This window comes from Desulfonatronovibrio hydrogenovorans DSM 9292, assembly GCF_000686525.1.
GTDB classification, from domain to species: domain Bacteria; phylum Desulfobacterota; class Desulfovibrionia; order Desulfovibrionales; family Desulfonatronovibrionaceae; genus Desulfonatronovibrio; species Desulfonatronovibrio hydrogenovorans.
On the sequence record NZ_JMKT01000008.1, the window covers coordinates 77,804 to 102,665 of the forward strand.

A 24,862-nucleotide genomic window follows, 5' to 3' on the forward strand; every position below is an offset into this window, starting at 1 on the left:
GCAGCAGTTGTTTTGACTGCTCTTATCTGGAATCCATGAAGTGCTTCCGGGCTGCTTCAATGGACTTGATAACTTCTTCCAGGTAATGACGATCCTGGTCAGTGGAGGCACTTTCCATGAGCTGTGAAAGTCCTGAGGAATACTCTCCAAGCACCAGCAGGGTCAGATAGTTTATGGTCTGTCCAGGAAGGTCATGGAGTTTGGCCAGTTCCTGTTCCTGCTTCTCAGCCTGACTGGCCAGAAGAGACAGCTGTTCTCTGAGTTCAGCATTTTCGCGGTCAAGATCGACAATTCTTTGTTTTGCATCATCTGCCTGGGTGACTGCCTGATCAAAACCATCCTGAAATCCGGCAATTTTCTGATCCACATAAAAATAGAACACTGAGAGTAAAACAAAAATCGCAACTACTCCGGCAAGAGCTGCCTTTCCAGCAGTGTTTCCGGATTTTGGAGGTGGGCTGGAGATTTCTGATGAAACAGGTTCATCCCTGGTCTGTTCAGCTTGAATGTCTTCTTCCTGGTTTTCTTTGGATACTTCTTCCTGAATGTCTTCTTTTTTCTGCATTTCTTTGATCTCCCTGGTCAGATTTCTGATCCTGTCTTTAGACTCTTTGAGTTTAATCCTGGCCTCTCTGTTTCCCGGGCTGAAGGTCATGACCCCGAAAATAATCCCTGCTAACAGACACAGAAAGACAAAGATATAAATGGCTGTTTCAGGGGAAATCAGCCTGACCCATCCCAGATCAAGGAATATTTCAGCCCTGCTTCCCAGGACCTGGCTGTTCTGAACCAGAAAAAGCATGCACAGGGCAAATACAAGGGTCAGAAAGATGACTCGAAAGGCGTTCACCCGGACTCTCCTTGGCTGTTGTTTGCTCTTCCGTAGATGTAGGTAAATCTTTGCAGATATTCTTCTATATCCTGATTCATCAGATCAGGCAACATCCGCCATTCCCAGTTTCCGTCGGCTGTTGAGGGCCTGTTCATCCGGGATTCCGGTCCAAGATCCAGGACATCCTGTATGGGTATGACGCAGAATCTGGCTGGTGAAGCCATGGCTGCCCGGATCATCTCCCTGGATATGTTTTCCAGAGTGATGTCTTTGCCCAGATACTCCTGAAGGCGGGCCAGGGCAGGGTCATCCAGTTCGTTCATGAACCAGCCTTTGACGGTATTGTTGTCATGGGTCCCTGGATAGACCACACAATTATGGACATGATTATGGGGAATATATGGATTGGCAGGCATGTCCGGGCCAAAGGCAAACTGGAGGATCTTCATGCCCGGCAGATTGAAAGAGTCCCTGAGCTCAAGGACATCAGAGGTGATGTGTCCAAGATCCTCGGCAACAAACTGGGCCGGTGAAAAATAGTCCATGATCCTGGACAGAAATTCTGCTCCTGGACCGGTTTTCCATTGGCCGTTGATTGCGGTTTTTTCCTTGGCATCAATGCTCCAATAGGCGGCAAATCCCCGGAAATGATCAAACCGGAGCAGGTCGAACATGACCAGGTTCTGCTCAATTCTTTTCCGCCACCAATGGTAGTCCTGCTCAGCGCAGGCCTCCCAGTCATAAAGGGGGTTTCCCCATAACTGCCCTGTCTTACTGAAATAATCAGGTGGGGCTCCAGCCACTTGGGTGGGCAGGTTGGCTTGATCCAGCATAAACAGGTCAGGATGGGCCCAGATGTCACAGCTGTCCAGGCTGACGTATATGGGTAGATCTCCGAAGATAATGATGCTGGCATTGTTGGCATAGGTCTTTAATCTGGCCCATTGGGAAAAGAAAAGATACTGCCAGTATTTTTTCTTGAGCACCAGTTCTTCAAAATTATTATTGATGAATCTGATCTGATCCTGGTTCTTGAATCTGGCATTTTCCGGCCACGCATACCAGGGAGCACCATTGAACCGTGTTTTCAGAGCACTGAAAACAGCAAAATCATCCAGCCAGAACTGGTTGTTTTGACAGAAAAGAATGAATCCCGGGTCGCTTTCAATGTGCTCCATATTTCGGAAAAATGCTTTGTCCAGAACTTCTTTTTTGTACTTCCAGGCCAGGTCATAGTTTGCCCTTTCTCTGGGAAAGGCGGGTATCTGACCAAGATCGCCGGCAGGAATGACTCCTGTTTCCACCAGAGATAAGGGATCGATGAACAGGGGATTTCCGGCAAAGGCACTGTAGCTGGAATAAGGAGAATTACCCGTGCCTGGTGTTGTAGGATTCAAGGGCAGGATTTGCCAGATTTTTTGTCCGGTCCTGTTCAGAAAGTCGATAAAATTGTATGCCTCGGGCCCAAAATCACCGATGCCGAACCTGGAAGGCAGGGAGGATATATGCAGGAGGATACCGCTGCACCGGCCCATCAGCTGGTCTCCAGGTAGACTATGCTCAGCGGGGGCAGGCACAGACACAGGGAATGGCTGTAACCGTGAAAAGAAATATTTTCAGCTGGAAGCGGATCACTGTTGGCTACTCCAGAACCTCCAAACTCAAGCCAGTCACTGTTCAGGACTTCTTTCCATGGCCCGGGTCCTGGAACCCCAAGCCGGTATTCTGGCCTGGGAACCGGGGTGAAGTTGGCCAGGACCAGAATTGGATTTGCTTTTGAACTATAGCGTAAAAAGGACAAAACACTGTTGTCGGCATCATGGCAGTCAATCCAGGCAAAACCTTCCTGGGAGAAGTCCAGTTCATGAAACTGGGAATTGTTCCGGTAAAAATGGTTGAGCCTCTTCATCCATTGCATCAGCTGCTGATGGGGCTCAATGTCCAGAAGGTGCCAGTCCAGGCTCTGGTCATGATCCCATTCTGACCATTGCCCGAATTCAGTGCCCATGAAGGTGAGTTTTTTGCCGGGATGGGCATACATGTATCCCAGCAGCAGCCGGAGATTGGCGAATTTCTGCCAGCTGTCCCCGGGCATTTTGTTCAGCAGGGATCCTTTGCCGTGAACCACTTCATCATGGGACAGGGGCAGAATAAAGTTTTCCGAGTAGGCGTACCAGATGCTGAAGGTCATCTGGTTATGGTGGAATCTGCGGTGGATGGGGTCATTCTCCATGTAGCTCAACGTATCGTTCATCCAGCCCATGTTCCACTTGTACCCGAAGCCCAGGCCTCCGACATAGGTTGGCTTGGAAACCATGGGCCAGGATGTTGATTCCTCGGCAAAGGTCTGGGTATCGGGAAAATTCCGGTAAACAGCACTGTTCAGGAGCTTGAGAAACTCGATTGCCTCCAGGTTCTCCCTTCCGCTGAATTCATTGGGGATCCATTCCCCGTCTTCCCGGGAATAATCCAGATAAAGCATGGAGGCCACGGCATCCAGCCTGAGCCCGTCGATATGGTATTTGTCCAGCCAGAACAGGGCGCTGCTGATGAGAAAATTGACCACCTCATTCCGGCCGTAATTAAAAATGAAACTTTTCCAGTCAGGATGAAATCCCTTGCGCGGGTCCATATGCTCATAAAGATGGGTCCCGTCAAAATAGCCCAGCCCGTATTCATCTGTGGGAAAGTGGGATGGAACCCAGTCCAGGATGACCCCGATATCGTGCTGATGCAGCCGGTCAATAAGCTGCATAAAGTCCTGGGGTGTGCCGTAACGACTGGATGGAGCAAAAAAACCCAGAGCCTGATAGCCCCAGGAACCGTAAAAGGGATGCTCACAGATGGGCAGAAATTCAACATGGGTATATCCCATTTGACTGAGATAAGCCGGAAGAGTGTCGGCCAGTTCCAGATAGGTCAAAAAGCGGGAGGGGTCGCCCGGGTCCCTTTTCCATGATCCAAGATGCATTTCATAGATGGCCAGGGGTCTGTCCAGCCGGTTTATTTCCCCTCTTTTTTCCATCCACTGATCATCCTTCCAGGTGTAGTCCATCTTCCAGATCTTGGATGCAGTTTTAGGGGATGTTTCCCAGAAAAAGGCAAAGGGATCGCCCTTGTCCACCTGGTAGTTATTGAATCTGGATCTGATGTGGAATTTATAGTTCTGCCCGGGCATGGCCCTGGACACATAGCCTTCCCAGATTCCGGATCCGTCGCTTCTGGGGTTTAGTTCATGGGTTCTGTGGTTCCAGTAGTTGAAGTCCCCCATGACCGCCACGGATTGGGCATTGGGAGCCCAGACTCCGAAATATGTTCCCCGGACTCCGCCGTGAGTTATGACCTGGGCTCCGAGATGACGGTACAGATTGAAATGCCTTCCTTCCTTGAACAGGTAAATATCTTGTTCAGTAAACATCATCTTTCCCCTGACGACATGGTTTTCCACAGGTTTACGGCCAGCCACTCCACTACCAGGTCCGGCCTGACTTTGAAGTTAAGGGACTGTTCAGCCCTTTGCAGTATTCTGGAAATACTGTGCCGTTCAGGAGCAGATAACAGGGAAAAGGGATTATCCCGGTCCTGGTTAAGGGCGCCGGAAATGATTTCCTGTCTGCACCTGGAAAGGATGATGCCGGCCTGGCCAGAGCTGAAGCTGCCTTTGCCCGCAGAACTGCTGATGAACCCCTGCCCGGTTCGAATGAAATGCATCAGTGCCAAAAAGGATTCCTTAGCTTCCTGGTCCAGCCGGACCTGAGGCTGACAACTCAAACTCAAAGTAAAACTCCTGGAGACCAGGGTAGGAAAAAGGCTTTGGCGCTGGGGGGTGAGCAGGACAAAACTGTTGCCAGGACATGGTTCTTCAAGGGACTTCAAAAGAGCGTTGGCTGATTCGGCATTTAAAAGCTGGGCCTCAGCAATGATGATTATCCGCCATTTGATATGTGGCTTCTGGGAAAAAATCGGGCGAAGCTCCCGGATTTGATCAATCCCCAGTTTTTCCTCTGGATCAAGATAAATCAGATCTCTGAAAACTTCCTGCCCGGTCTGAATGCAGGTTTTGCATTCCAGACAGGGTCCATTGACCAGGGAGCAGTTCAGGGACATGGCCCAGTAAAGGGCCAGGTTCTTTCTTTCCAGGGATGATCCGCCTTCCAGGAGCAGACAGCCGGGAGGGGAGGACTTAAGTCTGCCCAGCAAAGAAACGATGCGGGGCTGTTGCTCTATTACCTGACTTGGCTGCATGCACTGGTTAATATACCAAACCCGGGGCTGGGTAAACCTGTTCCTGATCATTTAAATCAGGACGGTCCAATTCTGCCGGACCGGGCCGGAAAAGCTTATTCAATCAGATCAGGCGGATTAACTGATCCGGATGGTCTGATCCCGGTCAGGACCAACAGAAATCAGAGAAACCCTGATATTTAAATGTTTCTCAATGGCCTTGACATAGTTTTTTGCGTTTTCAGGCATATCTTTCCAGGACTTGATGGAGCTGATGTCCGTATCCCATCCTGGCAGGTCTTCATAGACGGGAGTTACCCCAGCCATGGAGTTTTCCTCCTGGGGTGGATAAAGGATGGTCCGATCCTGGTATTTGTATCCGGTGCAGACCCGGATGGTCTTCAGACCGCTTAAGACATCAAGCTTGGTCAGGGCTATTTCAGTGGGACCGCACAGCCTGACCGCCTCCCGGAGGATGACCAGATCCAGCCAGCCGCACCGTCTCCTGCGTCCTGTGGTGGAGCCGAACTCTGCTCCTTTTTCCTGCATATGACTGCCAAATTCATTATCCTGTTCACAGGGGAAAGGGCCCTGTCCCACCCGGGTGGTGTAGGCCTTGACCACACCTATGACCCGGCTCATGCTGTAGAGATATCCTGCTCCGGCTGAAGCATTGCCGGTAACCGTGTTGGAGGAGGTCACAAAAGGGTAGGTACCATGATCAATATCCAGCTGAACCCCCTGGGCTCCTTCAAAGAGCACGGATTTTCCGTTTTCTGCGGCCTGCTGAATTTTTTCGGACACATCAGCCAGAAAAGGGACCAGCCTGGCAGCCAGACCCTGAATGTGTTCAAAAACCTGCTGATGGTCCACGGGTTCTTGTCCGTAAAGGGTCTTTAGAAGAGAATTCTTCTCCACCAGGGCCTTGCTGATCTTTTCCCTTACAAGTTCCAGATCCTGGAGATCCCCGGCCCTGATCCCAATGCGGGCCATTTTGTCCTCATAGCATGGTCCGATCCCCCTGCCTGTGGTGCCGATCTTGTCTTGTCCGGATTTGGCTGCCTCCCTGGCCTGGTCCAGGGCTTTGTGATAAGGCATGATCAGGTGGGTTTTTTTGCTGATGGCCAGCCGTTCAGGGGTGATGGATATACCGGAGGCACCCAGCTTGTCGATTTCCTGACAAAAGACTTCAGGATCCAGGACTACCCCGTTTCCAATGAGACAGATTTTATCTGGATGGAGAATTCCTGAAGGGATCAGGTGCAGGATGAATGTTTTTCCATGGGTGACCAGGGTGTGCCCGGCATTGTTCCCCCCCTGGTATCGGACGATCATGTGCGCGTCTTCTGTAAGAATATCAACTATTTTTCCTTTTCCCTCGTCCCCCCACTGGGTTCCGAAAACAATCATGTTGGACATGAGTTCCTCCAAAAAAGCCGGCTGATTTTTTTGCAAATAGCCTTATTTTCTAAAATACGCCGAATCCAAAGTCAATTAAACAGCCAAATAAAAGTTTGCCATCCAGGGTCAAAGACAATATATATTATGCTGGCTTTTTTTGGTCCGGATCTGTCCGGGCCCTTGAAAAGGCAGTGGCTTCAGGACATCTGATACTGCCAGTGATTGCAAATTATCATGCAGAGATGGCCAGCTTTGGACAATCATCAGAAAAAAGACGGAACCAAGAGACAGAAAAGACTTCTGGCTGTGCTTGTGCTTATCCAGGTGTGTCTGGTCGTTGGGTATTTATATTTCCAGGCCAACTACTGGTCCCGGGATACCCTGTATGTAATTTATCAGGATTCTGACCGGGTCATGGGAAGTCTGAGTCCTTACGGGCCAGGCTTTGAAAAGGAGCTGGTGGCCCGTTTTTGTGCTCAGAACGGATTCAAGGCCAGATGGATCAGGGTGGAGAGCTTTAATGAGGGACTGGGCATGCTCCAGTCAGGCCGGGGACAGCTTTTTATATCCGAAGCCATTAACCAGGATGCCGGATGGGACAGAGTGACCAGGGGGCCGGGATATCTGAGCAACCAGTTCATGGTGACTCATCACCAGTGGCGGTTTCCTTTGAGAAGCATTGCTGATCTGTGTTCAAACCGGGTGGTTATCCCGCCTAAACAGGTTCTCTCCAGTAAAATCAGCAGGCTGGAGAGTGAGCTTGGTTGCGAGATATCCCTGACGCCCTCACCTGGTTCAGGTCAGAATCTTTTTGCCCTCCTGGCAGACCGGGAAAACCGTTTCGGACTGGTGGACAAGCTTAATTTTAAGCTCTGGCATGGTTTTTTCCCTGAAGTACATCGCACCTACTCCTTTGACACGGATTACCATTACGCCTGGCTCTGGAGCGCAAAATACCGGGATCTGGACAAGCTTTTTGTCCGGTTCTGGGAGGACATGGAGGATAATCCGGATTTTCTGGATTTAAAGGACAGGTACTTTGGCTTTTTTCCTTCTGAGCAGGACAGTTATCAGATCCGTCATTTTGTCAGGGCCATTGAAAGCCGCCTTCCCCTTTATGCCGAGACCATACTGGAAGCCTCCAGGATTTATGGCATTGACCCTCTGCTCCTGGTGGCCCTTATTTATCAGGAATCCCACTTTGATCCCGAGGCTGAGAGCAGGACCGGGGTCCGGGGGCTGCTGCAGCTGACCCTGGATACGGCAGATTTTCTGGGTGTTCAGAACAGGCTTGATCCGGAACAGAGCATAATGGGCGGAGCCATGTACCTGGATTTTCTCCTGGAACGGGTTGAAGACATGGGAGTCACATCCTGGGACAAGTGGTTTTTTACCCTGGCTGCCTATAATCAGGGGTTGGGCCATCTTTATGATGCCATGGAACTGGCCAGACGGGAGAATAAAAGCAGCCGGAGCTGGACTGGGCTCAAAGAGGTATATCCCCTGCTGAGCTACCGAAGGTATTTTGAAACTCTGCCCAGGGGATACGCCAGAGGATTTGAAGCGGTTACCTTTGTGGAAAATATCAGGTTTTATTATTATCTGCTTTATGGAATGATTTCAATTTCTCGGCCTGAAGTCGAGCACCTTGGCGGATTTCTTGGTTTTGTCCCGGACAACTGGCCGGACTGATTTTTCTTCCTCAGGCTTTTCCTGTTGAGACTGGCGGGCAAGGCAATGGTTGAAAAGCTGATTTTTCCAGCGGACCGACTGGATAAGTGACAAAACCAGGATGTCTTCTTCCCATTTTTTGCTGGGAGTGAACTTCTGGACCTTTTCATAGTATTTGTCCCAGAGATTGATGAGTGAGGCTTCATCCAGGCTGCCCAGCTGCTCAGCCATTTTTTTGAGAATTTTTTCCATGTGCTCTATTTCCTCTTTTTACAGGCAGGGTTAAAATATGGTCCGGCAGTTCGTTCCTCTCTGGAGCCGGAGTAACTGCCGGGCAGTGCCCAGGCAGTCAGCCCGGAACAGGGGGCAAAGTATTTGCCCCCTGAACGGGCCTGTGTTAAGCCTGATCCCGGGCTGGTGAAGGCGAATTCTTTGAATTTTCATACAATCCATCACAGGAGATCGATAGGTGAAAGATCTGAAAAACATGTACAAGGATATCCATAAAGACTCATTTCCGCAAGAAATGAGTGTCAGGATCGGGGACCAGGAATTGAAATTCAGGAAAAGGACCTGGATCATTGACGGACAGGAAAAAGGACTCAGGTACGGAGAGAACCCTGATCAGCCTGCAGCCCTTTATGAGCCTGTAGAGGGCTCCCTGGAGCTGGGCGGGGTAAGGTTGAGATCCGGAGAGTTCAAGCTTGTTTCATCTCTAAAAGAAGATAATATGATCCAGGCTGGAAAACATCCGGGCAAGACCAATCTGACTGATGTGGATAACGGCCTCAACATTCTTCAATACCTGACCGCCAAGCCGGCTGCAGTGATCCTCAAGCACAACAACCCCTGCGGAGCTGCCTGGTCCGACCAGGGACTGTTCCAGGCAGTTGAAAACGCCTTTTTTTCCGACAGAATTGCCGCCTTTGGCGGGGCCATTGTCATGAACAGACCTGTGGACAAGGATTCAGCCGAATTTATGGCTGGAAACTATCTGGAAGTGGTGGCTGCACCGGACTTTGAGTCCGGTGCCCTGGAAATACTCCAGAAAAAGAAGAATCTGCGGATTTTAAAAATGCCTGGGCTGGGCCGTCTTGAAGAGTTCCTGGGCCGTCCGTTTCTGGATATCAAGTCCCTGACCGATGGGGGAATGATTGTCCAGCTGTCTTTTTCCAACAGGATCCTTGCCCCGGAGGATTTCCTGCCGGCCACAGCAGTGCGGGATGGCCAGGAAGTGACCGCCAGAACTCCTGACCAGCGGGAAATGGAGGACCTTGTTTTTGCCTGGGCAGTTGAAGCCGGAGTAACCTCCAACTCGGTTATTTTTGCCAAAAATGGACGGACCGTGTCCATCGGTACCGGGGAGCAGGACCGGGTTGGCTGCGTTGATCTGACCATCAGCAAGGCCTATACAAAATATTCTGATCTTTTGGCTTTTGAGAAAAACCAGGAGTCAATTTACCAGCTTAGACAAAGGGCTCTGAATGACTCTGCAGCCAAAGATGATCTGGAAGAAATTACAGCCAGTACCAGTCAGGCCAGGGGCGGTCTGCCGGGTTCAGTGCTGGTTTCCGACGGTTTTTTTCCCTTCAGGGACGGGGTGGATCTGGCTGTGGACCAGGGCATCACTGCCATTGCCCAGCCCGGTGGATCCATCAGGGATATTGAGGTGATCCAGGCGGTTAATGAGGCTGTTCCCCAGGTGGCCATGGTCTTTACCGGCCAGAGATCCTTCAGGCATTAAGCGGTTTTCATAAGCCTGTCCTGCATCCGGTCTTCTCGGGCTGAATCAAGCCTGGCACAAGTGGTCCGGATGCCTGCCAGAGGCTGCCTGCTTGCATTACTTGACCAATTACTTCAAAGAAAAGACAGTCAGTGAGTAAAACAGAATCAGTCAGGGAGGAAGTCAGACCAGGTCTGATCATAGAATACCTGCAGAACAATCAGCCCATCCCGGCCTGGATCCTGGAAGTCCAGGGTTCCAGGGTCAGGACCCTGAACATTAATCAGCGCGAGGTCAAACTTCCGGTTTCCAGGATCCTGCCATGGATGGGTCCATGCTATGGGGCCAATATGTCCAGAGAGGACATACTGGGACTGTTAAAAGAGCATAACCGGAAAAGATCAGTTGAGCAGGAAGGGATAGATATTCTTGAGGTCTGGGAAATGGCTCAGGGAGAAATCAGCCAGGCCGGGGTCAGCTGGTTTGCCAGTCTCATCTGGAGTGAACCTGCTTCGGACCAGGTGGCCGCCCTGGGCAGAACCATGCTTCAGACCAGGGCTCATTTCAAGTTCAGTCCGCCGGAATTTGAAATATACCCCCAGGAAGTGGTGCAGGTCCGCCTTGAGCAGGAAAGGATTGCCAGGGAAAAGGAAAGGCTGGTCAGCATTGGCCGGGATTTTTTCAAGTCCCTGTGGGATGCTGGAGTAAAAAAAGGCCCTTTGCCCGGGCTTGATGATCCTGATGCCAGGGACAGCCTGAAAAACCTTATTGTCACCAGGATTAAAAATCCGGATGACTCAGAGACCCAGGAGGTCTGGACCAAGGTGACCACAGGGCTTCCCCAGGATCCGAACCTGGCTTTTCTGCTGGGCAGGATCTGGGGAATTTACTCCCCCCATCATAATTATCTTCTGGATCAGGTCGGCTACACCTGGGACGACTCCTGGGAAAAAGAGCATTCAGAGGCCATAAAGAGGATCAAAACGGACTTTGAAGACCAGGCCCGGGCACCTGCAGTGACTGGTCTGGTCAGCATAGATTCCGGGTCCACCAGGGATATTGACGATGCCTTTCAGCTCTGCCCAGGACAGGATGGATTCAACCTGACCCTGGCCCTGGCCTGTCCGGCCCTGTTTTGGGAGCCAGGTTCAGAACTGGACAGGGCGGTGGCCGGCCGGACCACCAGCCTGTACCTGCCTGAGGGTACCAGCAACATGCTCCCCAGGGTACTGGCTGAAGATCTTTTCAGCCTGGTTCAGGACAAGCCAAGACCTGCCATGATTTTGAAGTTCTGCATTGACCGTGATGGGCAGGTCAGGGATTTTAAGGTGACCATGGACTGGGTCCAAGTGGATTCCAACCTGACCTATGAGCATGTGGAAGAAGAACTTTCCCGGAATTCCGGACAAATGGCTGAGGCCCATGTCCTGGCTGATATCCTGAGGTCCAAAAGGATTGAACATGGAGCTGTCATAATTGAGCAGAATGACCCCGGGATATATCTTGAAAAGGATGGCAGCCGGACCAGGGTCAGGGTGGAGGAAAAACCAGCCTGCCCGGGTGCCCAGCTGATTGTTTCCGAGTTTATGATCCTGGCCAACACCAGGCTGGCGGCCTGGGCTGCAGAAAGGGGTATTCCCCTGTACTACCGGACCCAGGACATAGCCCTGCCCAAAGACTTCTGCGGAGTGTGGTCCAGGCCAGAGGATATCTACCAGATAATCAGGTCCATGGGTGCCACCCTGACCGAAACAGCGCCCAGGCAGCACCGGTCTCTGGGAGCAGCCTGCTATGCACCGGTAACATCTCCCTTGAGAAGGTACACCGACCTGGTCAATCAGCTCCAGCTCCTGGGATATCTGGACAAATCCAGCCCGGTCCTGACCGGGGAGGAAATGAATGCCTCCCTGGCCGGATTCAACGCCAGGATGGCCCAGGTTTCCCAGATTCAGAGGTTCAGGCCCAGATACTGGAAGCTGGTGTATTTCAAGCAGAACTGCAAGACCATGACCTGGCCTGCAGTGGTGGTGGACAACAGCGGCCCTTTTGTTGTTCTTTCCCTGCCCAGGGAACTGATCATGGTCCGGGCTGGCCACGATCTGTTCGGAGGCAAGACCAGAATCGGCCAGACTTTCAGGCTGAGACTGGGCAGGATTGACCCGTTGAATAATGAAATAAGTGTGCTGGAGGCCTGGGAGGAATAAGTGGCCAGGACCTGGACCGAAAAAGCCATAAGTGGATAAATTGAGAAAAAGGAAGAGCAATGTTTGGAATAGTAAAAAAAATTTTTGGCAGCAAGAATGAGAGGTACCTCAAGAAGCTGGAGCCCATGGTGGAGCGGATCAACTCTCTGGAAAGCGAAATCAAGGCCCTGAGCGATGACGAACTGCGCCAGAGAATAGCTGCCTGGAAGGAAGAGGTGGGTAATGGAGCCAAGCTGGATGACCTTCTGCCCCACGTTTTTGCCGTGGTCAGGGAAGGTTCGGTCCGGGCCCTTGGCCTGCGCCATTTTGACGTGCAGCTGATGGGTGGAATTGCTCTGCACGAGGGCCGGATCGCAGAGATGAAGACCGGTGAAGGCAAGACCCTGGTGGCCACCCTGCCGGCGGTGCTCAACGCCCTGTCCGGTAAAGGGGTGCACATTATCACGGTCAATGACTACCTGGCTGGGCGCGATGCCCAGTGGATGGGCAATCTGTACAATTTTCTGGGGCTTGAAGTCGGGGTCATTGTTCATGGTTTAAGTGATGAGGAACGAAGAAAGTCCTACTCAGCAGACGTGACCTACGGAACCAATAATGAGTTCGGATTTGATTATCTCAGGGATAATATGAAGTTCTATTCCCACCAGCTGGTTCAGGGAGAGCTGAACTACGCCATTGTGGATGAAGTGGACTCCATTCTCATTGATGAAGCCAGAACTCCTCTGATCATCTCGGGTCCGGCCGAGGATTCCACATCCCTTTACAACCGGATCAACTCCATAGTTCCCCGACTGAAGAAGGACAGGGATTTTACTGTTGATGAAAAGGCCAAGACCGTGGCCCTGACCGATGAGGGGGTGCAGAAAGTTGAAGAAATCCTGGACATTGAGAATCTCTTTGATCCGGAAAACATCACTTTTCAGCATCATGTGCTCCAGGCCCTCAAGGCCCATAATATCTTTGCCCTGGATGTGGATTATATAGTCAAGGAAGGTCAGGTAATAATCGTTGACGAGTTTACCGGTCGGCTTATGCCGGGCAGGCGTTTCAGCGACGGCCTTCACCAGGCCCTGGAAGCCAAGGAAGGGGTCAAGGTGGCGGCTGAGAACCAGACCCTGGCTTCCATTACCTTTCAGAACTATTTCCGCATGTATGACAAGCTGGCAGGCATGACCGGAACAGCCGATACCGAGGCTGTGGAGTTCAAGGAGATATATGGCCTGGATGTCATAGTGATCCCGCCCCACAAGCCCATGGTCAGAAAAGACTTTCCGGACATGGTTTACAAGACCCAGGAGGAAAAGTTCAGGGCCATTGCCCTTGAGATTCAGCACCTGCATGAAAAAGGTCAGCCGGTGCTGGTGGGTACCACTTCCATTGAACGGTCTGAACTTATTTCCAGGATGCTCAAAAAGGCCCGGGTTCCCCATGATGTGCTCAATGCCAAACACCATGAAAAGGAAGCCGAGATAATCGCTCATGCCGGTGAAAAGGGCCGGGTCACCCTGGCCACCAACATGGCCGGACGTGGAACAGACATCGTCCTTGGTGAGGGAGTGCGCGAACTGGGCGGACTGCATATCCTGGGGACTGAACGGCACGAGAGCAGACGTATTGACAATCAGCTCCGGGGAAGGGCCGGCCGCCAGGGTGATCCTGGTTCATCCAGGTTCTACCTGGCCCTGGACGACACCCTGCTCAGGCTTTTCGGGTCTGAACGTATATCCGGGCTGATGGACAAACTCGGCATGGAGGATGGTCAGGCCATTGAAAACAAGATGATCTCCAGGGCCATTGAAAACGCTCAGACCAGGGTAGAGGCCCATAACTTTGAGATCCGCAAGCAGCTCCTTGATTTTGACAATGTCATGAACCAGCAGCGGGAAGTTATCTATGCCCAGCGCAGGGAGATCATGAGTTCAGAGGATGTCCGCGATCTCATGGATCAGGTGGTGGAAGAGATCATGGAGGACGTTTACACTCCTGTGGGTGAGGGTGCCCCGGTTAATCTCGACCAGGAAACAAAAGACATGCTCAAGGGCAGGCTTGAGGAGGTCTTCAACCTTGCCCGGCTTATGGAGGACGAACACATCCCCACCAGGGAGGAGAGTCTTAAAGCGGTCAATGATCACCTGGACAAGCTGAAAGAGGATGCAGGGGATCATTATCAGGAAGTTTTGCGTTTCTTTCTGCTGGAAAGTCTGGACCGCAACTGGAAAGAGCATCTCTTAAACATGGATCATCTCAAGCAGGGTATTGGTCTCAGGGGGTATGGCCAGCGGGACCCAAAACGGGAATACAAGAGAGAAGGCTTTGAAATGTTTGAGGATCTTCTCTACAGAATCAAAGAGAACACCCTCAAGGCCGTGACCAGGCTGAGGATCCAGAAAGCGGTCAAGGAAGACGAGTTTAAGCATAAAGAGCAGCAGAACCTTAAATTCGGCGGTCCCTCAGATACAGGCAAGGCAGCCAAGCCAGAAACTGTCAAGAGGACCGAGCCCAAAGTCGGTAGAAACGATCCCTGCCCATGCGGGAGCGGAAAAAAACATAAAAAGTGCTGCGGTTGAAATATTCCATTTCAGCTGGGCAAAAGACCTGGGCTCAGCTCCTGACCGCAGCAGAAACTGAACCCGGATGGATCTGGTCTGCTGCAGCTGACCGGCTGGTCGGCAACTGCCGGAACACCGGGCCGGTTTTGCGATGATTGTTTCCAATGGTCTGGTTTTAGCGGCGATAACCATACTCAATTGCTCTTTTCAGGCAAAAGGTTGAATCATGAGTCTTCAAGAAGAACTGCCCAGGGGTTTTTCCCTGGCGACCGCCAGGGCTGGATTCAAGTACCAGGACCGGGACGACCTGGCTTTAATCATGAGTACCCGCCCGGCTGTTTGTGCAGCCCTTTTTACCACCAACAGATTTCAGGCCGCACCGGTGGTGGTGGCCCGAGAGAACCTGGAATCGGTTCACAGGGTCAAAGGAGTGCTCATTAACGCAGGACAGGCCAATGCCTGTACAGGGGACAAGGGGATGGACAACTGCAGAAGAACCCTTGAAATCCTGGCCGGACTGGTGGGAACAGATCCGCAGGAGATCCTTCCGGCCTCTACCGGAGTTATTGGAGATCACCTGAAAATGGATCTGTTTGAAAAGTCCATTCCGGTCCTGGTTCAGAACCTTGGCCTGGCCAGCGGACTGGATGCAGCCGGGGCCATCATGACCACAGATACTTTTCCCAAGACTTCCCGGACCGAGGTCCGGCTTGATCAGGGCATTGTCCGGTTCTGGGGAATGACCAAGGGGGCCGGCATGATCTGCCCCAATATGGCCACAATGCTCGGCTTTATCCTGACGGATCTTGATATTGATCCTGAGTCATGGTCTGAGATTGTTTCAGGGGTTGTGGACCGGACCTTTAACGCCCTGACCATAGACGGGGACACCAGCACCAATGACTGCGTGTTTGCCCTGGCCGGAGGTGAAAGCAATGCAGCCATTTCCGGGCCAGGGGACAGAGATCTGGTGATCAGGGCTCTGGAAAGGGTCTGTCAGGATTTGGCCTATCAGATAGTCAGGGATGCCGAGGGAGGGACCAAGGTCCTGAATATTGAGGTAAGAGGGGCAAAAGACAATGTCCAGGCCAGAATGGCCGCGGAAGCTGTGGGTAATTCCCCCCTGGTCAAGACAGCCATGTACGGCCGTGATCCCAATTGGGGACGGATCGTTGCAGCCCTGGGCCGGAGCAGGGCAGAGTTTGATCCAGGGGATGTCCGGGTAAGTCTGGCCGGGGTGGAGATATTCGCCCGGGGCAGACCAACTGATATTGACCGGGACCGGGTTTTTGAACCCCTGCTAAAGAGTCCTGACATAAAAATCAGCATTGACCTGGGGGCGGGTGAAGGTTGTTTTAACCTTTTGGCTTCGGATCTGACCGAGAAATATGTCCAGATCAATGCCCACTACAGAACCTGAGTAAACGCAAATAGCGCAAACAAAAGAACAGGCTGATGAATACCATGAATATCGAACGCTTAGCCCATTTTCTGCATGAGGTGGGCATGCTCAAAAGAACACCCAGGAGCGGATATCAGTTTTTGGGAACAGGCCAGGAAAATGTTGCAGAGCATTCATTCCGGACTGCTGTTATCGGGTACGTACTGGCCGGGCTGGCTGGGGCGGATCAGGCCAGAACGGTCTTTATGTGTCTTTTTCATGACCTGCATGAATCAAGGGTGGGGGACATGAATTATGTCAATCGGATGTACAACAGCACCGATGACCGCCAAGCTCTGTCTGATGCCCTGCAGGGAACCGGCCTGGAGAAAGAGGTGCTGGGTCTTTTTGATGACCTGGAAGAAGTGGAAAGTCTGGAAGCAGCCCTGGCCCAGGATGCGGATCAGCTGGATCTGATCCTGAACCTCAAGGAGCAGCAGGATCTGGGCAATAAGTACGCCAGCAAGTGGCTGGAATGCGCCAAGGAACGCTTGCGAACCAGCCAGGGCCGTGATCTGGGAGATAAAATCCTTGAGGCCGACCATACGGACTGGTGGTTCAATGGTCCGGATAAGTCATGGTGGGTCAGAAGAAACGGGAAAGAATAAAAGATGGCTAAACCCAGTGTCCAGGGTATAAAGATAATCGCCCAGAACAAAAAGGTCCGAAGATTTTACGAAATCATGGAGACCATTGAAGCCGGGATCTCCCTGACCGGTTCAGAGGTGAAGTCCCTTCGAGCCGGACAGGTGAGCTTTAAGGACGGGTACGTCAAATTTGAAAAGGGTGAGGCGTTTTTGGTGGACGTTCATGTGGCCCCCTATGAAAATGCAGGCTATGCCCAGCATAATCCGGAAAGAATCCGTAAACTTCTGCTCCATAAAAGGGAGATTGCCAGACTGATGGGCAAGGTTGAGCAAAAAGGGCTGACTGTTGTTCCCCTGAAAATGTACTTTAAAAAAGGCATGGTCAAGGTGGAACTGGCCCTGGCCAGGGGGCTCAAGCTGTTTGACCAGAGGGAGGAACTCAAGAGGAGAGCGGTTAAACGGGACATGGACCGGGAAATGGCCAGGCATAAATAGCCCCTGGTCCAGGAGGATGGTCAAGTGTGCTGAAAAGACTTCTTTTGCCGGGGTTAATGCATCTGGCAGTCATCTGTCCGGCTTATTTTTTTCCGGTCCAGGAAGCCGGAGCAGGAGAAGTCCCAGGGGAAACAGCTGGAGCATACTACAGCCTGAGTGTGGAAAATGATCTTTTTGCCAACCGGGACCGCAGATATACCAGCGGGGTGAGGATCTCCACCTTAAGGGCTGAAGAACGCCTGCCAAAAGTGTTCAGCCGGAACCTGGACAAGATTCCCTTTTTCCCGGAGCACGGCAAAAAACGCTTTGGCTTTCAGCTGGGCCAGAGCATGTTCACTTCTGACGACATCACCCAGAGCAGTCCCCCAGAGAATGAACGACCATACGCAGGCTGGCTGTATACCACCATGGAAGTCAGCTCTGATACCGGACAGCAGCTGGACCAGTTCCAGATAACCCTGGGGGTGATCGGAAGACACTCCCTGGCCGAAGAATCTCAGAGAAGGGTCCATAAAATTACTGGATCGCCCGATCCCAAAGGCTGGCATACTCAGCTCAAGTCCGAACCGGGCATTGTATTCTCTTATCAGCGCAAGTGGAAACAGGGCCGGGAGTTTTTGGAGCTGGCCGGGATGGGGCTGGATTTTTCACCCCATGTGGGGGTTGCTGCCGGCAACGTCTTCACCCACCTGGCAGCTGGTGGGATTGTCAGGGCTGGTTTTGACCTTCCAGATGATTACGGACCGCCTCTTATCAGCCCCAGCATGGCTGGCAGCAATTTTTTCGTACCCACCAACCGGTTCGGCTGGTACGTATTTGCCGGATTTGAAGGCAGGGCTGTGGCCAGAAACATCTTTCTGGACGGAAACACATTCAGAAGCAGCCGCAGTGTGGATAAAAAGTATTTTGTGGGTGATATCATGGGTGGTGCTGTCCTGACCTTCAGCCGGATGAGGCTGGCCTACACCCACGTACTCCGAACCAGGGAATTTGACGGTCAGGACGGCAAGGACACTTACGGTGCCCTGACCCTTACGGCCAGGTTTTAAAAATGAACACTGCAAAGGTTTTATCCAGATCCAGCTTGAAAGCCCTGGCTTCAATCTTTCCCGGCGACGCCCTGAGCCTAAGGCCAGAGGAAATGCTCATTTACGGGACTGATGCTGGAAAAAAATTTTCCATGCCCTGGGCAGTTGTCCGTCCGGAAAGAACCGAACAGGTCCAGGAGCTTATGGCCCTGGCTCAGAAAGAAAGGATACCAGTCATTCCCAGGGCCAGGGGAACCAATGTTGTTTCAGCCTGTGTTCCGGATCAGGGAGGGGTTGTCCTTTCCTGCCTCAGGATGAACAAGGTGCTGTCCATTGACCCCAGGAGCTTTACCGCCTGTGTTCAGCCCGGGGTGATCACCCATGATTTGCAGAAAAAAGTCAGATCCCTGGGCCTGTACTATCCTCCTGATCCGGCCAGCATGAAGGTTTCCACCATAGGGGGCAATATAGCCACCAATGCCGGAGGTATGAGTGCGGTCAAGTATGGAGTGACCAGGGACTATGTCCTTGGTCTGGAAGCAGTGCTGCCTGGAGGGGAAATAATCAGGACTGGAGGCCGGGTTCACAAGAATGTGGTTGGGCTGGATCTGACCAGGCTTTTTACAGGTTCTGAGGGAGGATTGGGAATTATTGTCAAGGCCTGGCTGAAACTCCTGCCTGCCCCGGAATATTCCGCCTCAATCCTGGCCTGCTTTGAAGATGAAGTCATGGCCCTAGAGGGTGTATCCCGGATATTTGAGTCTGGAATCCTGCCCTGTGCCATGGAATTTTTGCCGGGGGAGATCATGAAATGCCTGGCCGGTTACGGCCCGGTTCCCTGGCCTGAGGATGCCGGAGCCTGTCTGATCATCCGGGTGGACGGCTCTGTTGATGGAACAAGACATCAAACAGAACGGATCAGGCAATCTTTACAGAACACCCTTTATCTGGATGTGGCCGGCCAGGAGGATGAAGAACGAATCTGGGAAATGAGACGCCTTATTAATCCGGCCTCTTTCAGTCTGGGCCCGGACAAGGTCAGCGACGATGTGGTGGTGCCCAGGGGGGTTGTCCTGGATGCTGTCCAGGGCATCAGAGCGATAGCCCGGAAATACGCTTTGAACATTCTGGCCTTTGGACATATTGGTGACGGCAATATTCATGTCAATTACATGCATGATGCTTCACAGCCTGGATCCGGCCAAAGGGTGGATCAGGCCAGGCAGGAGGTGCTGAGCCTTGTGCTTGAACTGGAAGGAAGCATTTCCGGGGAGCACGGGGTGGGATTGAGCAAAAAGCCTTTTCTGACCCGTCAGGTGGGACCCAGGGAACTGGAGATCATGCGCAGTATCAAAAAGGTGTTTGATCCCTATAACATCCTCAACCCGGGAAAAGGGATCTGACCAGTCATCGCTTCAACACATACACCCCCAGCTTTCCGGTCCTGCCCTCAAGGGACTGATCACCGGAAAACTCAAGATTTGCAGGCAGTGATTCGATCTGTCCGGCGGTTTCCTGGCTGACGGCCAGGCGGGTATTCATGGCCCGGGTCTTGGCTTCCAGCCGGGCTGCAGTATTCACCGCATCCCCCATAATGGTATATTCCATGCGTTCTGGAGAGCCGATGTTGCCGGCCAGGACCTGGCCGGTATGAATGCCGATGCTGTTCTCCAGGCGGAGGTTGTCTCCAAGTCCCAGTTTGCTGTTCAGCTCATCGCACCTGTTGATCATTTCCAGCCCTGCGTTCAGGGCGTTCAGTTGATCCCTGCCGGAAGAGGACGGATGGCCGAAAACAGCCATGATCTTGTCTCCGATGAATTTGTCCACAATGCCGGAATGTTTTTCCACTACTTCCACCATGGCCGTGAAATAGTCGTTTAACAGGCTGACAATTATCTTGGGCGGCAGTTTTTCGCTCATGGCAGTGAATCGCCGCAGGTCGCAGAAAAGGATGGTCACTCTTACGGTTTCTCCGCCAAGCCTGAGATTGTTGGACAGGATACTGGATACAGCCTCTTTGGGGAGCATCTTGCCCAGGGAAGTCTTGAGAATTTGTTTTTCCCTCAACTCCCGGACCATCTGGTTGAACTGTCTGGTCAACTGGGCCAGTTCATCGTTACCTCTGGGCTCCAGGCTGGTTTCCAGATCTCCCCTGGCCACCCGGTCAAACCCCTGCTGGAGTGACTTGACCGGTCTGGTGACGGTCCTGGTCAAAAGCCAGGTAAAGGACCCGGCCATCAGGGCGGCCATGCCCAGGGAGAGAAAGCCCGCCCTTCTGATGGCAGACAGCTTTTCATCAAAGCGGTCAGCACACATGTCGATGCCCAGAAGACCGACGTTTCTGCCCTGGGAGTTTTTAATGGGCGCATATCCGGAAATGGTCCATCCCCACTGGTCCTGGTGGGGGTGGTCATCAGTTGCGGGCCTGACAAAGCCCTGAAGCAGGGAAGATGGAGGATGGGCATAGACGGCTCCAATGGGCTCAGGCATTTCTGCTTCGGATATTGTGCCGTCTCCAGTGTCGTCACTGGGGGGTGAATCAACAACAAAAACTACTTCACCGTCCTGAAGGCGCATGGTGTAGGCAAAGAGAAAGTCCTGGTTGGTCTGGGTGATATGGTGGAGAATCCGCTGAATCTTCAGATACTCCGGGTAGTCCATGTGTTCGGGATGGGTCAGAATCTCCAGATCGTCTCCGGCAATGGTCCCGGAAAAGGCTTTAGCCGCAGTCAGAAGCTGTTCCTGCACGGCCTCAAGCATGGCCTGCCTGGACTGGATATAAAAGTATGATCCCGTGGCCCCTGAAATGGTAAATGCCACAGCAAACATCAGAATGAAGATTCTCAGGCTAAGCTTCATAAAAGCCCCCTTGCCAGTTTTCCAAAGCTGATTTTCTGGCCGGGTACCACCTGGGGATATGAATGGGCCTGAAAAACCGGCTGGTGAGGTGAGAGATGTATTTACCAGCTATCAGATAACCAGGGGCTTTTCAAGAAAGTTTGAAAATATTTTATCTGGAATGTTGACAATATAACCTTTGATCTATAATTAATTTTTCTTCGTTGGATAAACGGGGCTGTAGCTCAGTTGGGAGAGCGCTTGAATGGCATTCAAGAGGTCGGGAGTTCAATTCTCCCCAGCTCCACCAGAAATTTCAAGGGGTTAGGCGTTAAGCTTAACCCCTTTTTTTGTGATTCACAGTGGTTGTGTCCGCTATGTGTCCGCTGGTCATCCAGACCGGTCAACTGTTAAAAGAGGGCCCGGCTTTACCCTTAAGCAGGAAAAGCACAAGGTTTGCCAGGCTGACCAGCAGCCCCCAAGGTCAGGTTATGTAAGGCAAAGTCTGGGAGATTCAGGGCTGAACAGCACTGGCTGGATTTTTCGGATGGTGGAGGTGGTGGGACTTGAACCCACTGCCTCAGCCTTGCGAAGGCTGCGCTCTCCCAGCTGAGCTACACCCCCCCCAGTCTATAGGTATGACATCTGCAGGAAGCGAATCTAAGCAAGCAATCTATCCCCTGTCCCAGCTCATGGCAAGGCTTTGTCATCTGCGGTGCAAGACCCCTTTTGCCTGAAGCAGGGAACAGACATGATTCCACTAGTTATGCTGGCGGTCCTGTCTGAAAAATACCGGCTGTTCTGGTCTGAATCCTGACCGTCCTGGTCTGATTAAGACGATCCTGGTTTGATGCCTGCAATTTTCAATATATCCTGGACCCGGTTTTTATAGGTATGTTTTTCTGTAACCAGTTTGCGGAATTCATTTTTTATTCTGACTTTGAGTTCCGGACTGCTGTCCAGGCGGGCAATCAGGTCAGGTATTTCCTCAGGAGTTGAAAAGCTTGTTTCCCTGACCAGCCAGGAGGGAAATATCTCCAGGCCGCAGGTAAAATCAGTCAGGAGAAAGCCTCCTGCTGCCCAGACGTCAAAATGACGCTGGGTCAGTCCGCAGGGCAAGAGCATGTTGGTCAGGTTCAGTACATATCGGGCAGAAGCATAAATTGAGCCCAGAGGTCCGTAAAAGTCCACTTCCGGGCGCAGCTCAATGCCCTGGGACAGGTGATTCCGCCAGTCCTGATCTCCGTGGATTACCAGAGAACCTTGACGTGCCAAGTGTTCAAGGCACATCTTTTTCCAGACCAAACCGGTTTCATCCGCCCCCAGTCCCGGATCCCTGATCTGATTGCCTGGCCAGTACTGAGGGTCAAGCTGTTTTGTCCACCAGGAAAAGTCGGCCCGGAAACCTTTTTTCAACAGCTCCCTGGCCATGTCCTGGAGCCTGGGATGTCTGCGGGCCGCAGCAAAAAAGGAGTTTTTGCCGGGAAACCCGCTCCGGCCAATAAAGACCACCTTGTCCCTAAGATCAGAATCCGGATTTTGGGGGGCATTGAAAAATCCCGGGGCAGCTGCCAGGGGAAGATGGTGGACGCTACTGGCTCCCAGCTCTTTCAGGGCCGGCCTGAACCAGTGGTCTGTGATCAGGATATGGGTTTTGGTCCAGTATCCGGCCTTGAGCTTGGTCAGGAGCAGAAAGGGATTGTCCACCATCCACAAAGCCACTGGAACATCCATTTCGGCAAAAAGGGCATGGTTTTCCCCCAGGGGATCCAGACCCTGGAGGTTGATGCTCAGGGCCAGGCAGGGACTGTACCTGGCCAGCATGGAGCTGATCTGGTCCGGACCGGCATCAGGGGCGGCCAGGACCGGTTTGAAGCCCAGCCTGTCCAGCTCCCAGCAGATCTCCGGGACAAGCAGAGAGCGTTCAGTTCCGAAGACCATAACCCGGTCTGATTTTTCAAGGCCTGTTCGAACCTTGAGCCTTTTCAGCCGGATTCTGGCCAGGATCCGGGTCCAGAATCCGGGAAAGTACTTGTAACCCGGAAGATAGAGGACTATCCTGAGATCATTAAGGGGCAGAGTGCCTATCTCTTCAGGGTTGATCCTGGTCAGGCTGGAAGGGATTGTTTTTTTCCAGGCAGGACCGAGTTGGTTTTCCAGTTCCGGGCATTCCAGGTAAAAACCTCTGCCAGGAGGAAAGATGCTGGAAACAAGCAGGGGGTCAGGACCCAGACCCAGAAAGAGAGGTATTGATCCGTTCTGAATGGTCCGGAAGTAAGACGCTCCCCGGCCAAGGGTTCCCGTCCGGCAGATCTCGGTTTTTATCTTTACAGCTGAGGGCCTGTCGGGCATAATCCTTTGTCCATGACTCCCGGTTTCAGCCTGTTTCCAGGCGTTCATACAAATATGTCTACATGAAAAAAATCCAGGATCACTATTTTAACAGGGCCAAAAGGGACAACTACCCTGCCAGGTCGGTTTATAAGCTCAAGGAGATGGACAAAAAATTCAAGCTTCTCGGGCCGGGCCGCAAAGTCCTGGATCTGGGGGCAGCACCGGGCTCCTGGAGTCTTTTTGCTGCTCATAAGGTTGGAGACCGGGGTCTGGTCCTGGCAGTTGACCTGAATGAGCCTGGTGTTTCTTTTCCAGAACAGGTCAGTTTTGTCCAGGGGGATATTTTTGAGGACAGTTCCGAGGTGGCCAGGAGGATCAGGGAAAATGCCCCGTATGATCTGGTCATGAGCGATATGGCTCCCAAGACCACAGGGGTCAAGTTTACTGACCAGGCCAGGTCCTTCAGCCTGGCCATGCAGGCTCTGGAAGTGGCCGGCTCCCGGCTGAGGCCCGGAGGTGGTTTTGTTGTTAAAATCCTGGAAGGCCCGGACATCAGGGAGCTGCAGGATAATATGAGGACCATGTTTAAAAGGGTCAAACATTTCAAGCCCAAAAGCTCCAGGGCTGAAAGCAAGGAGATCTTCCTGGTGGGGCTTGATCTGACAGGACCAAAGCAGTCTTGATAACTTCATGAAGGAGAAAATATAATGGCAGGGCACAGTAAATGGCACAATATTCAGCACAGAAAAGGCAGGCAGGATGCCAAAAGAGGTAAAATATTCACCAAGGTCACCAAGGAGATTTTTCTGGCCGCCCGCACCGGCGGAGGTGATCCCAATGTGAACAACCGCCTGAGAAGCGCCATTGATGCGGCCAAGGCAGTCAATCTTCCCAAAGACAAAATTGAAACAGCCATCAGAAAAGGGACAGGAGAACTGGCTGCCGAAAACATTGATGAAGTATTCTACGAAGGATACGGTCCTGGTGGGGCGGCCATGCTCATTGAAGCTGCAACTGACAACAAGAACAGAACTGTGGCCGAAATCAGGCATCTGCTCAGCAAGGGGGGCGGTTCCATGGGTGAGTCCGGCTGCGTGGCCTGGATGTTTGACAACAAAGGGGTCCTGTCCTTTGAAAAAGACAAATATGGGGAGGAAGACATTCTGGAAGCCGGACTGGAGGCCGGGGTGGAGGACATAGTGGATGACGGCGATGTCTGGCAGGTCAGGTGTGCGCCGGAAGACTTCACAGGGGTGAAAAAGGCCTATGAGGACGCCGGGATCAGCTTTGTGGAGGCCGAGATGACCATGGTCCCCAAGAATACCGTGGATGTGGACGCGGAAACCGGACGCAAACTTTTAAAACTTTACGAAAACCTGGATGATCATGACGACGTCCAGAATGTGTATTCAAACTTTGAATTGCCGGAAGAGCTTATCAAGGAGCTCGAAGGCTAGGCTGAAGGATGTGGCCTGCATATACTGAGGATGGATCAGGTTAGCAGACCGGGCATGCTTTTTGTCTGCCATGGACGG

Annotated in this window: 19 protein-coding genes and 2 tRNA genes; 12 read left to right on the forward strand and 9 right to left on the reverse strand. The window is 52.2% G+C overall.

Annotated elements, in window-relative coordinates:
- Nucleotides 1–22: 22 nt before the first annotated feature.
- The 5 genes from P771_RS0101530 to P771_RS0101550 form a co-directional block, all read right to left on the reverse strand.
- Nucleotides 23–850, reverse strand: a complete 828-nt coding sequence (locus tag P771_RS0101530) for a hypothetical protein (RefSeq protein ID WP_028573747.1) — start codon at nt 848–850, stop codon at nt 23–25.
- Nucleotides 847–2,367 (reverse strand): 4-alpha-glucanotransferase, encoded by a 1,521-nt coding sequence (gene malQ / locus P771_RS0101535; protein WP_028573748.1) that lies wholly within the window; start codon nt 2,365–2,367, stop codon nt 847–849. Before malQ ends, P771_RS0101530 begins: the two co-directional genes overlap by 4 nt.
- Nucleotides 2,367–4,250 (reverse strand): 1,4-alpha-glucan branching protein GlgB, encoded by a 1,884-nt coding sequence (gene glgB, locus P771_RS0101540; protein WP_028573749.1) that lies wholly within the window; start codon nt 4,248–4,250, stop codon nt 2,367–2,369. Before glgB ends, malQ begins: the two co-directional genes overlap by 1 nt.
- Nucleotides 4,250–5,077: a DNA polymerase III delta subunit-related protein gene (locus P771_RS16080; protein ID WP_161635932.1), complete on the reverse strand. Its 828-nt coding sequence runs from the start codon at nt 5,075–5,077 to the stop codon at nt 4,250–4,252. The genes glgB and P771_RS16080 overlap by 1 nt, the downstream gene beginning before the upstream one ends.
- 117 nt (nt 5,078–5,194) lie before the next feature.
- Nucleotides 5,195–6,475, reverse strand: a complete 1,281-nt coding sequence (locus P771_RS0101550) for an adenylosuccinate synthase (protein ID WP_028573750.1) — start codon at nt 6,473–6,475, stop codon at nt 5,195–5,197.
- Nucleotides 6,476–6,691: 216 nt separating this feature from the next.
- Between P771_RS0101550 and P771_RS18080 the strand changes: the two genes are divergently transcribed.
- Nucleotides 6,692–8,149, forward strand: coding sequence for an MltF family protein (locus P771_RS18080; protein ID WP_051617034.1), 1,458 nt, complete (start codon nt 6,692–6,694; stop codon nt 8,147–8,149).
- Here the strand turns inward: P771_RS18080 and P771_RS0101560 are convergent.
- A complete protein-coding gene (locus tag P771_RS0101560; protein WP_028573751.1) occupies nt 8,078–8,380 on the reverse strand; it encodes a hypothetical protein in 303 nt (100 codons plus the stop codon). The two genes, P771_RS18080 and P771_RS0101560, sit on opposite strands and share 72 nt — an antisense overlap.
- 217 nt (nt 8,381–8,597) lie before the next feature.
- Here P771_RS0101560 and P771_RS0101565 point away from each other — a divergent pair, with 217 nt between their 5' ends.
- The 8 genes from P771_RS0101565 to P771_RS0101605 all read left to right on the forward strand — a co-directional run bounded on the left by P771_RS0101565 (nt 8,598) and on the right by P771_RS0101605 (nt 19,558).
- Nucleotides 8,598–9,872 carry an IMP cyclohydrolase gene (locus P771_RS0101565; protein ID WP_028573752.1) on the forward strand — a complete coding sequence of 425 codons (1,275 nt, stop codon included), beginning with the start codon at nt 8,598–8,600 and terminating at the stop codon, nt 9,870–9,872.
- Nucleotides 9,873–10,003: 131 nt separating this feature from the next.
- Nucleotides 10,004–12,055: a ribonuclease catalytic domain-containing protein gene (locus tag P771_RS0101570; RefSeq protein ID WP_028573753.1), complete on the forward strand. Its 2,052-nt coding sequence runs from the start codon at nt 10,004–10,006 to the stop codon at nt 12,053–12,055.
- Between the two features lie 59 nt (nt 12,056–12,114).
- Nucleotides 12,115–14,622 (forward strand): preprotein translocase subunit SecA, encoded by a 2,508-nt coding sequence (gene secA, locus P771_RS0101575; RefSeq protein ID WP_028573754.1) that lies wholly within the window; start codon nt 12,115–12,117, stop codon nt 14,620–14,622.
- Between the two features lie 208 nt (nt 14,623–14,830).
- Nucleotides 14,831–16,024 (forward strand): bifunctional glutamate N-acetyltransferase/amino-acid acetyltransferase ArgJ, encoded by a 1,194-nt coding sequence (gene argJ / locus P771_RS0101585; protein WP_035243779.1) that lies wholly within the window; start codon nt 14,831–14,833, stop codon nt 16,022–16,024.
- Between the two features lie 35 nt (nt 16,025–16,059).
- Entirely contained in the window at nt 16,060–16,653 is a 594-nt protein-coding gene (locus P771_RS0101590; RefSeq protein WP_028573756.1) for an HD domain-containing protein, read from the forward strand.
- Between the two features lie 3 nt (nt 16,654–16,656).
- Nucleotides 16,657–17,127 carry an SsrA-binding protein SmpB gene (gene smpB, locus P771_RS0101595; protein WP_028573757.1) on the forward strand — a complete coding sequence of 157 codons (471 nt, stop codon included), beginning with the start codon at nt 16,657–16,659 and terminating at the stop codon, nt 17,125–17,127.
- Between the two features lie 26 nt (nt 17,128–17,153).
- Nucleotides 17,154–18,176 carry a lipid A deacylase LpxR family protein gene (locus P771_RS16090; RefSeq protein ID WP_208595932.1) on the forward strand — a complete coding sequence of 341 codons (1,023 nt, stop codon included), beginning with the start codon at nt 17,154–17,156 and terminating at the stop codon, nt 18,174–18,176.
- 2 nt (nt 18,177–18,178) lie between these two features.
- Nucleotides 18,179–19,558 carry an FAD-binding oxidoreductase gene (locus P771_RS0101605; RefSeq protein WP_028573758.1) on the forward strand — a complete coding sequence of 460 codons (1,380 nt, stop codon included), beginning with the start codon at nt 18,179–18,181 and terminating at the stop codon, nt 19,556–19,558.
- Nucleotides 19,559–19,562: 4 nt separating this feature from the next.
- Here the strand turns inward: P771_RS0101605 and P771_RS18085 are convergent, their stop codons facing one another.
- Nucleotides 19,563–21,014, reverse strand: coding sequence for an adenylate/guanylate cyclase domain-containing protein (locus P771_RS18085; protein ID WP_051617035.1), 1,452 nt, complete (start codon nt 21,012–21,014; stop codon nt 19,563–19,565).
- Nucleotides 21,015–21,227: 213 nt separating this feature from the next.
- On the opposite strand from P771_RS18085, the gene P771_RS0101620 reads away from it, so the two are divergent.
- Nucleotides 21,228–21,303, forward strand: a tRNA-Ala gene (locus P771_RS0101620).
- A gap of 238 nt (nt 21,304–21,541) precedes the next feature.
- Here the strand turns inward: P771_RS0101620 and P771_RS0101625 are convergent.
- Both P771_RS0101625 and P771_RS0101630 read right to left on the reverse strand, forming a co-directional pair.
- Nucleotides 21,542–21,617, reverse strand: a tRNA-Ala gene (locus tag P771_RS0101625).
- 207 nt (nt 21,618–21,824) lie between these two features.
- Complete coding sequence (locus P771_RS0101630; RefSeq protein ID WP_051617036.1) at nt 21,825–23,393, reverse strand: glycosyltransferase family protein; 1,569 nt, start codon at nt 23,391–23,393, stop codon at nt 21,825–21,827.
- Nucleotides 23,394–23,407: 14 nt separating this feature from the next.
- Between P771_RS0101630 and P771_RS0101635 the strand changes: the two genes are divergently transcribed.
- A complete protein-coding gene (locus P771_RS0101635) occupies nt 23,408–24,010 on the forward strand; it encodes an RlmE family RNA methyltransferase (protein WP_028573760.1) in 603 nt (200 codons plus the stop codon).
- A 24-nt stretch (nt 24,011–24,034) separates the two neighbouring features.
- The gene (locus P771_RS0101640) at nt 24,035–24,784 is read left to right on the forward strand and encodes a YebC/PmpR family DNA-binding transcriptional regulator (protein WP_028573761.1); all 750 of its coding nucleotides are present in this window, start codon (nt 24,035–24,037) and stop codon (nt 24,782–24,784) included.
- The last annotated feature ends 78 nt before the right edge of the window (nt 24,785–24,862 follow it).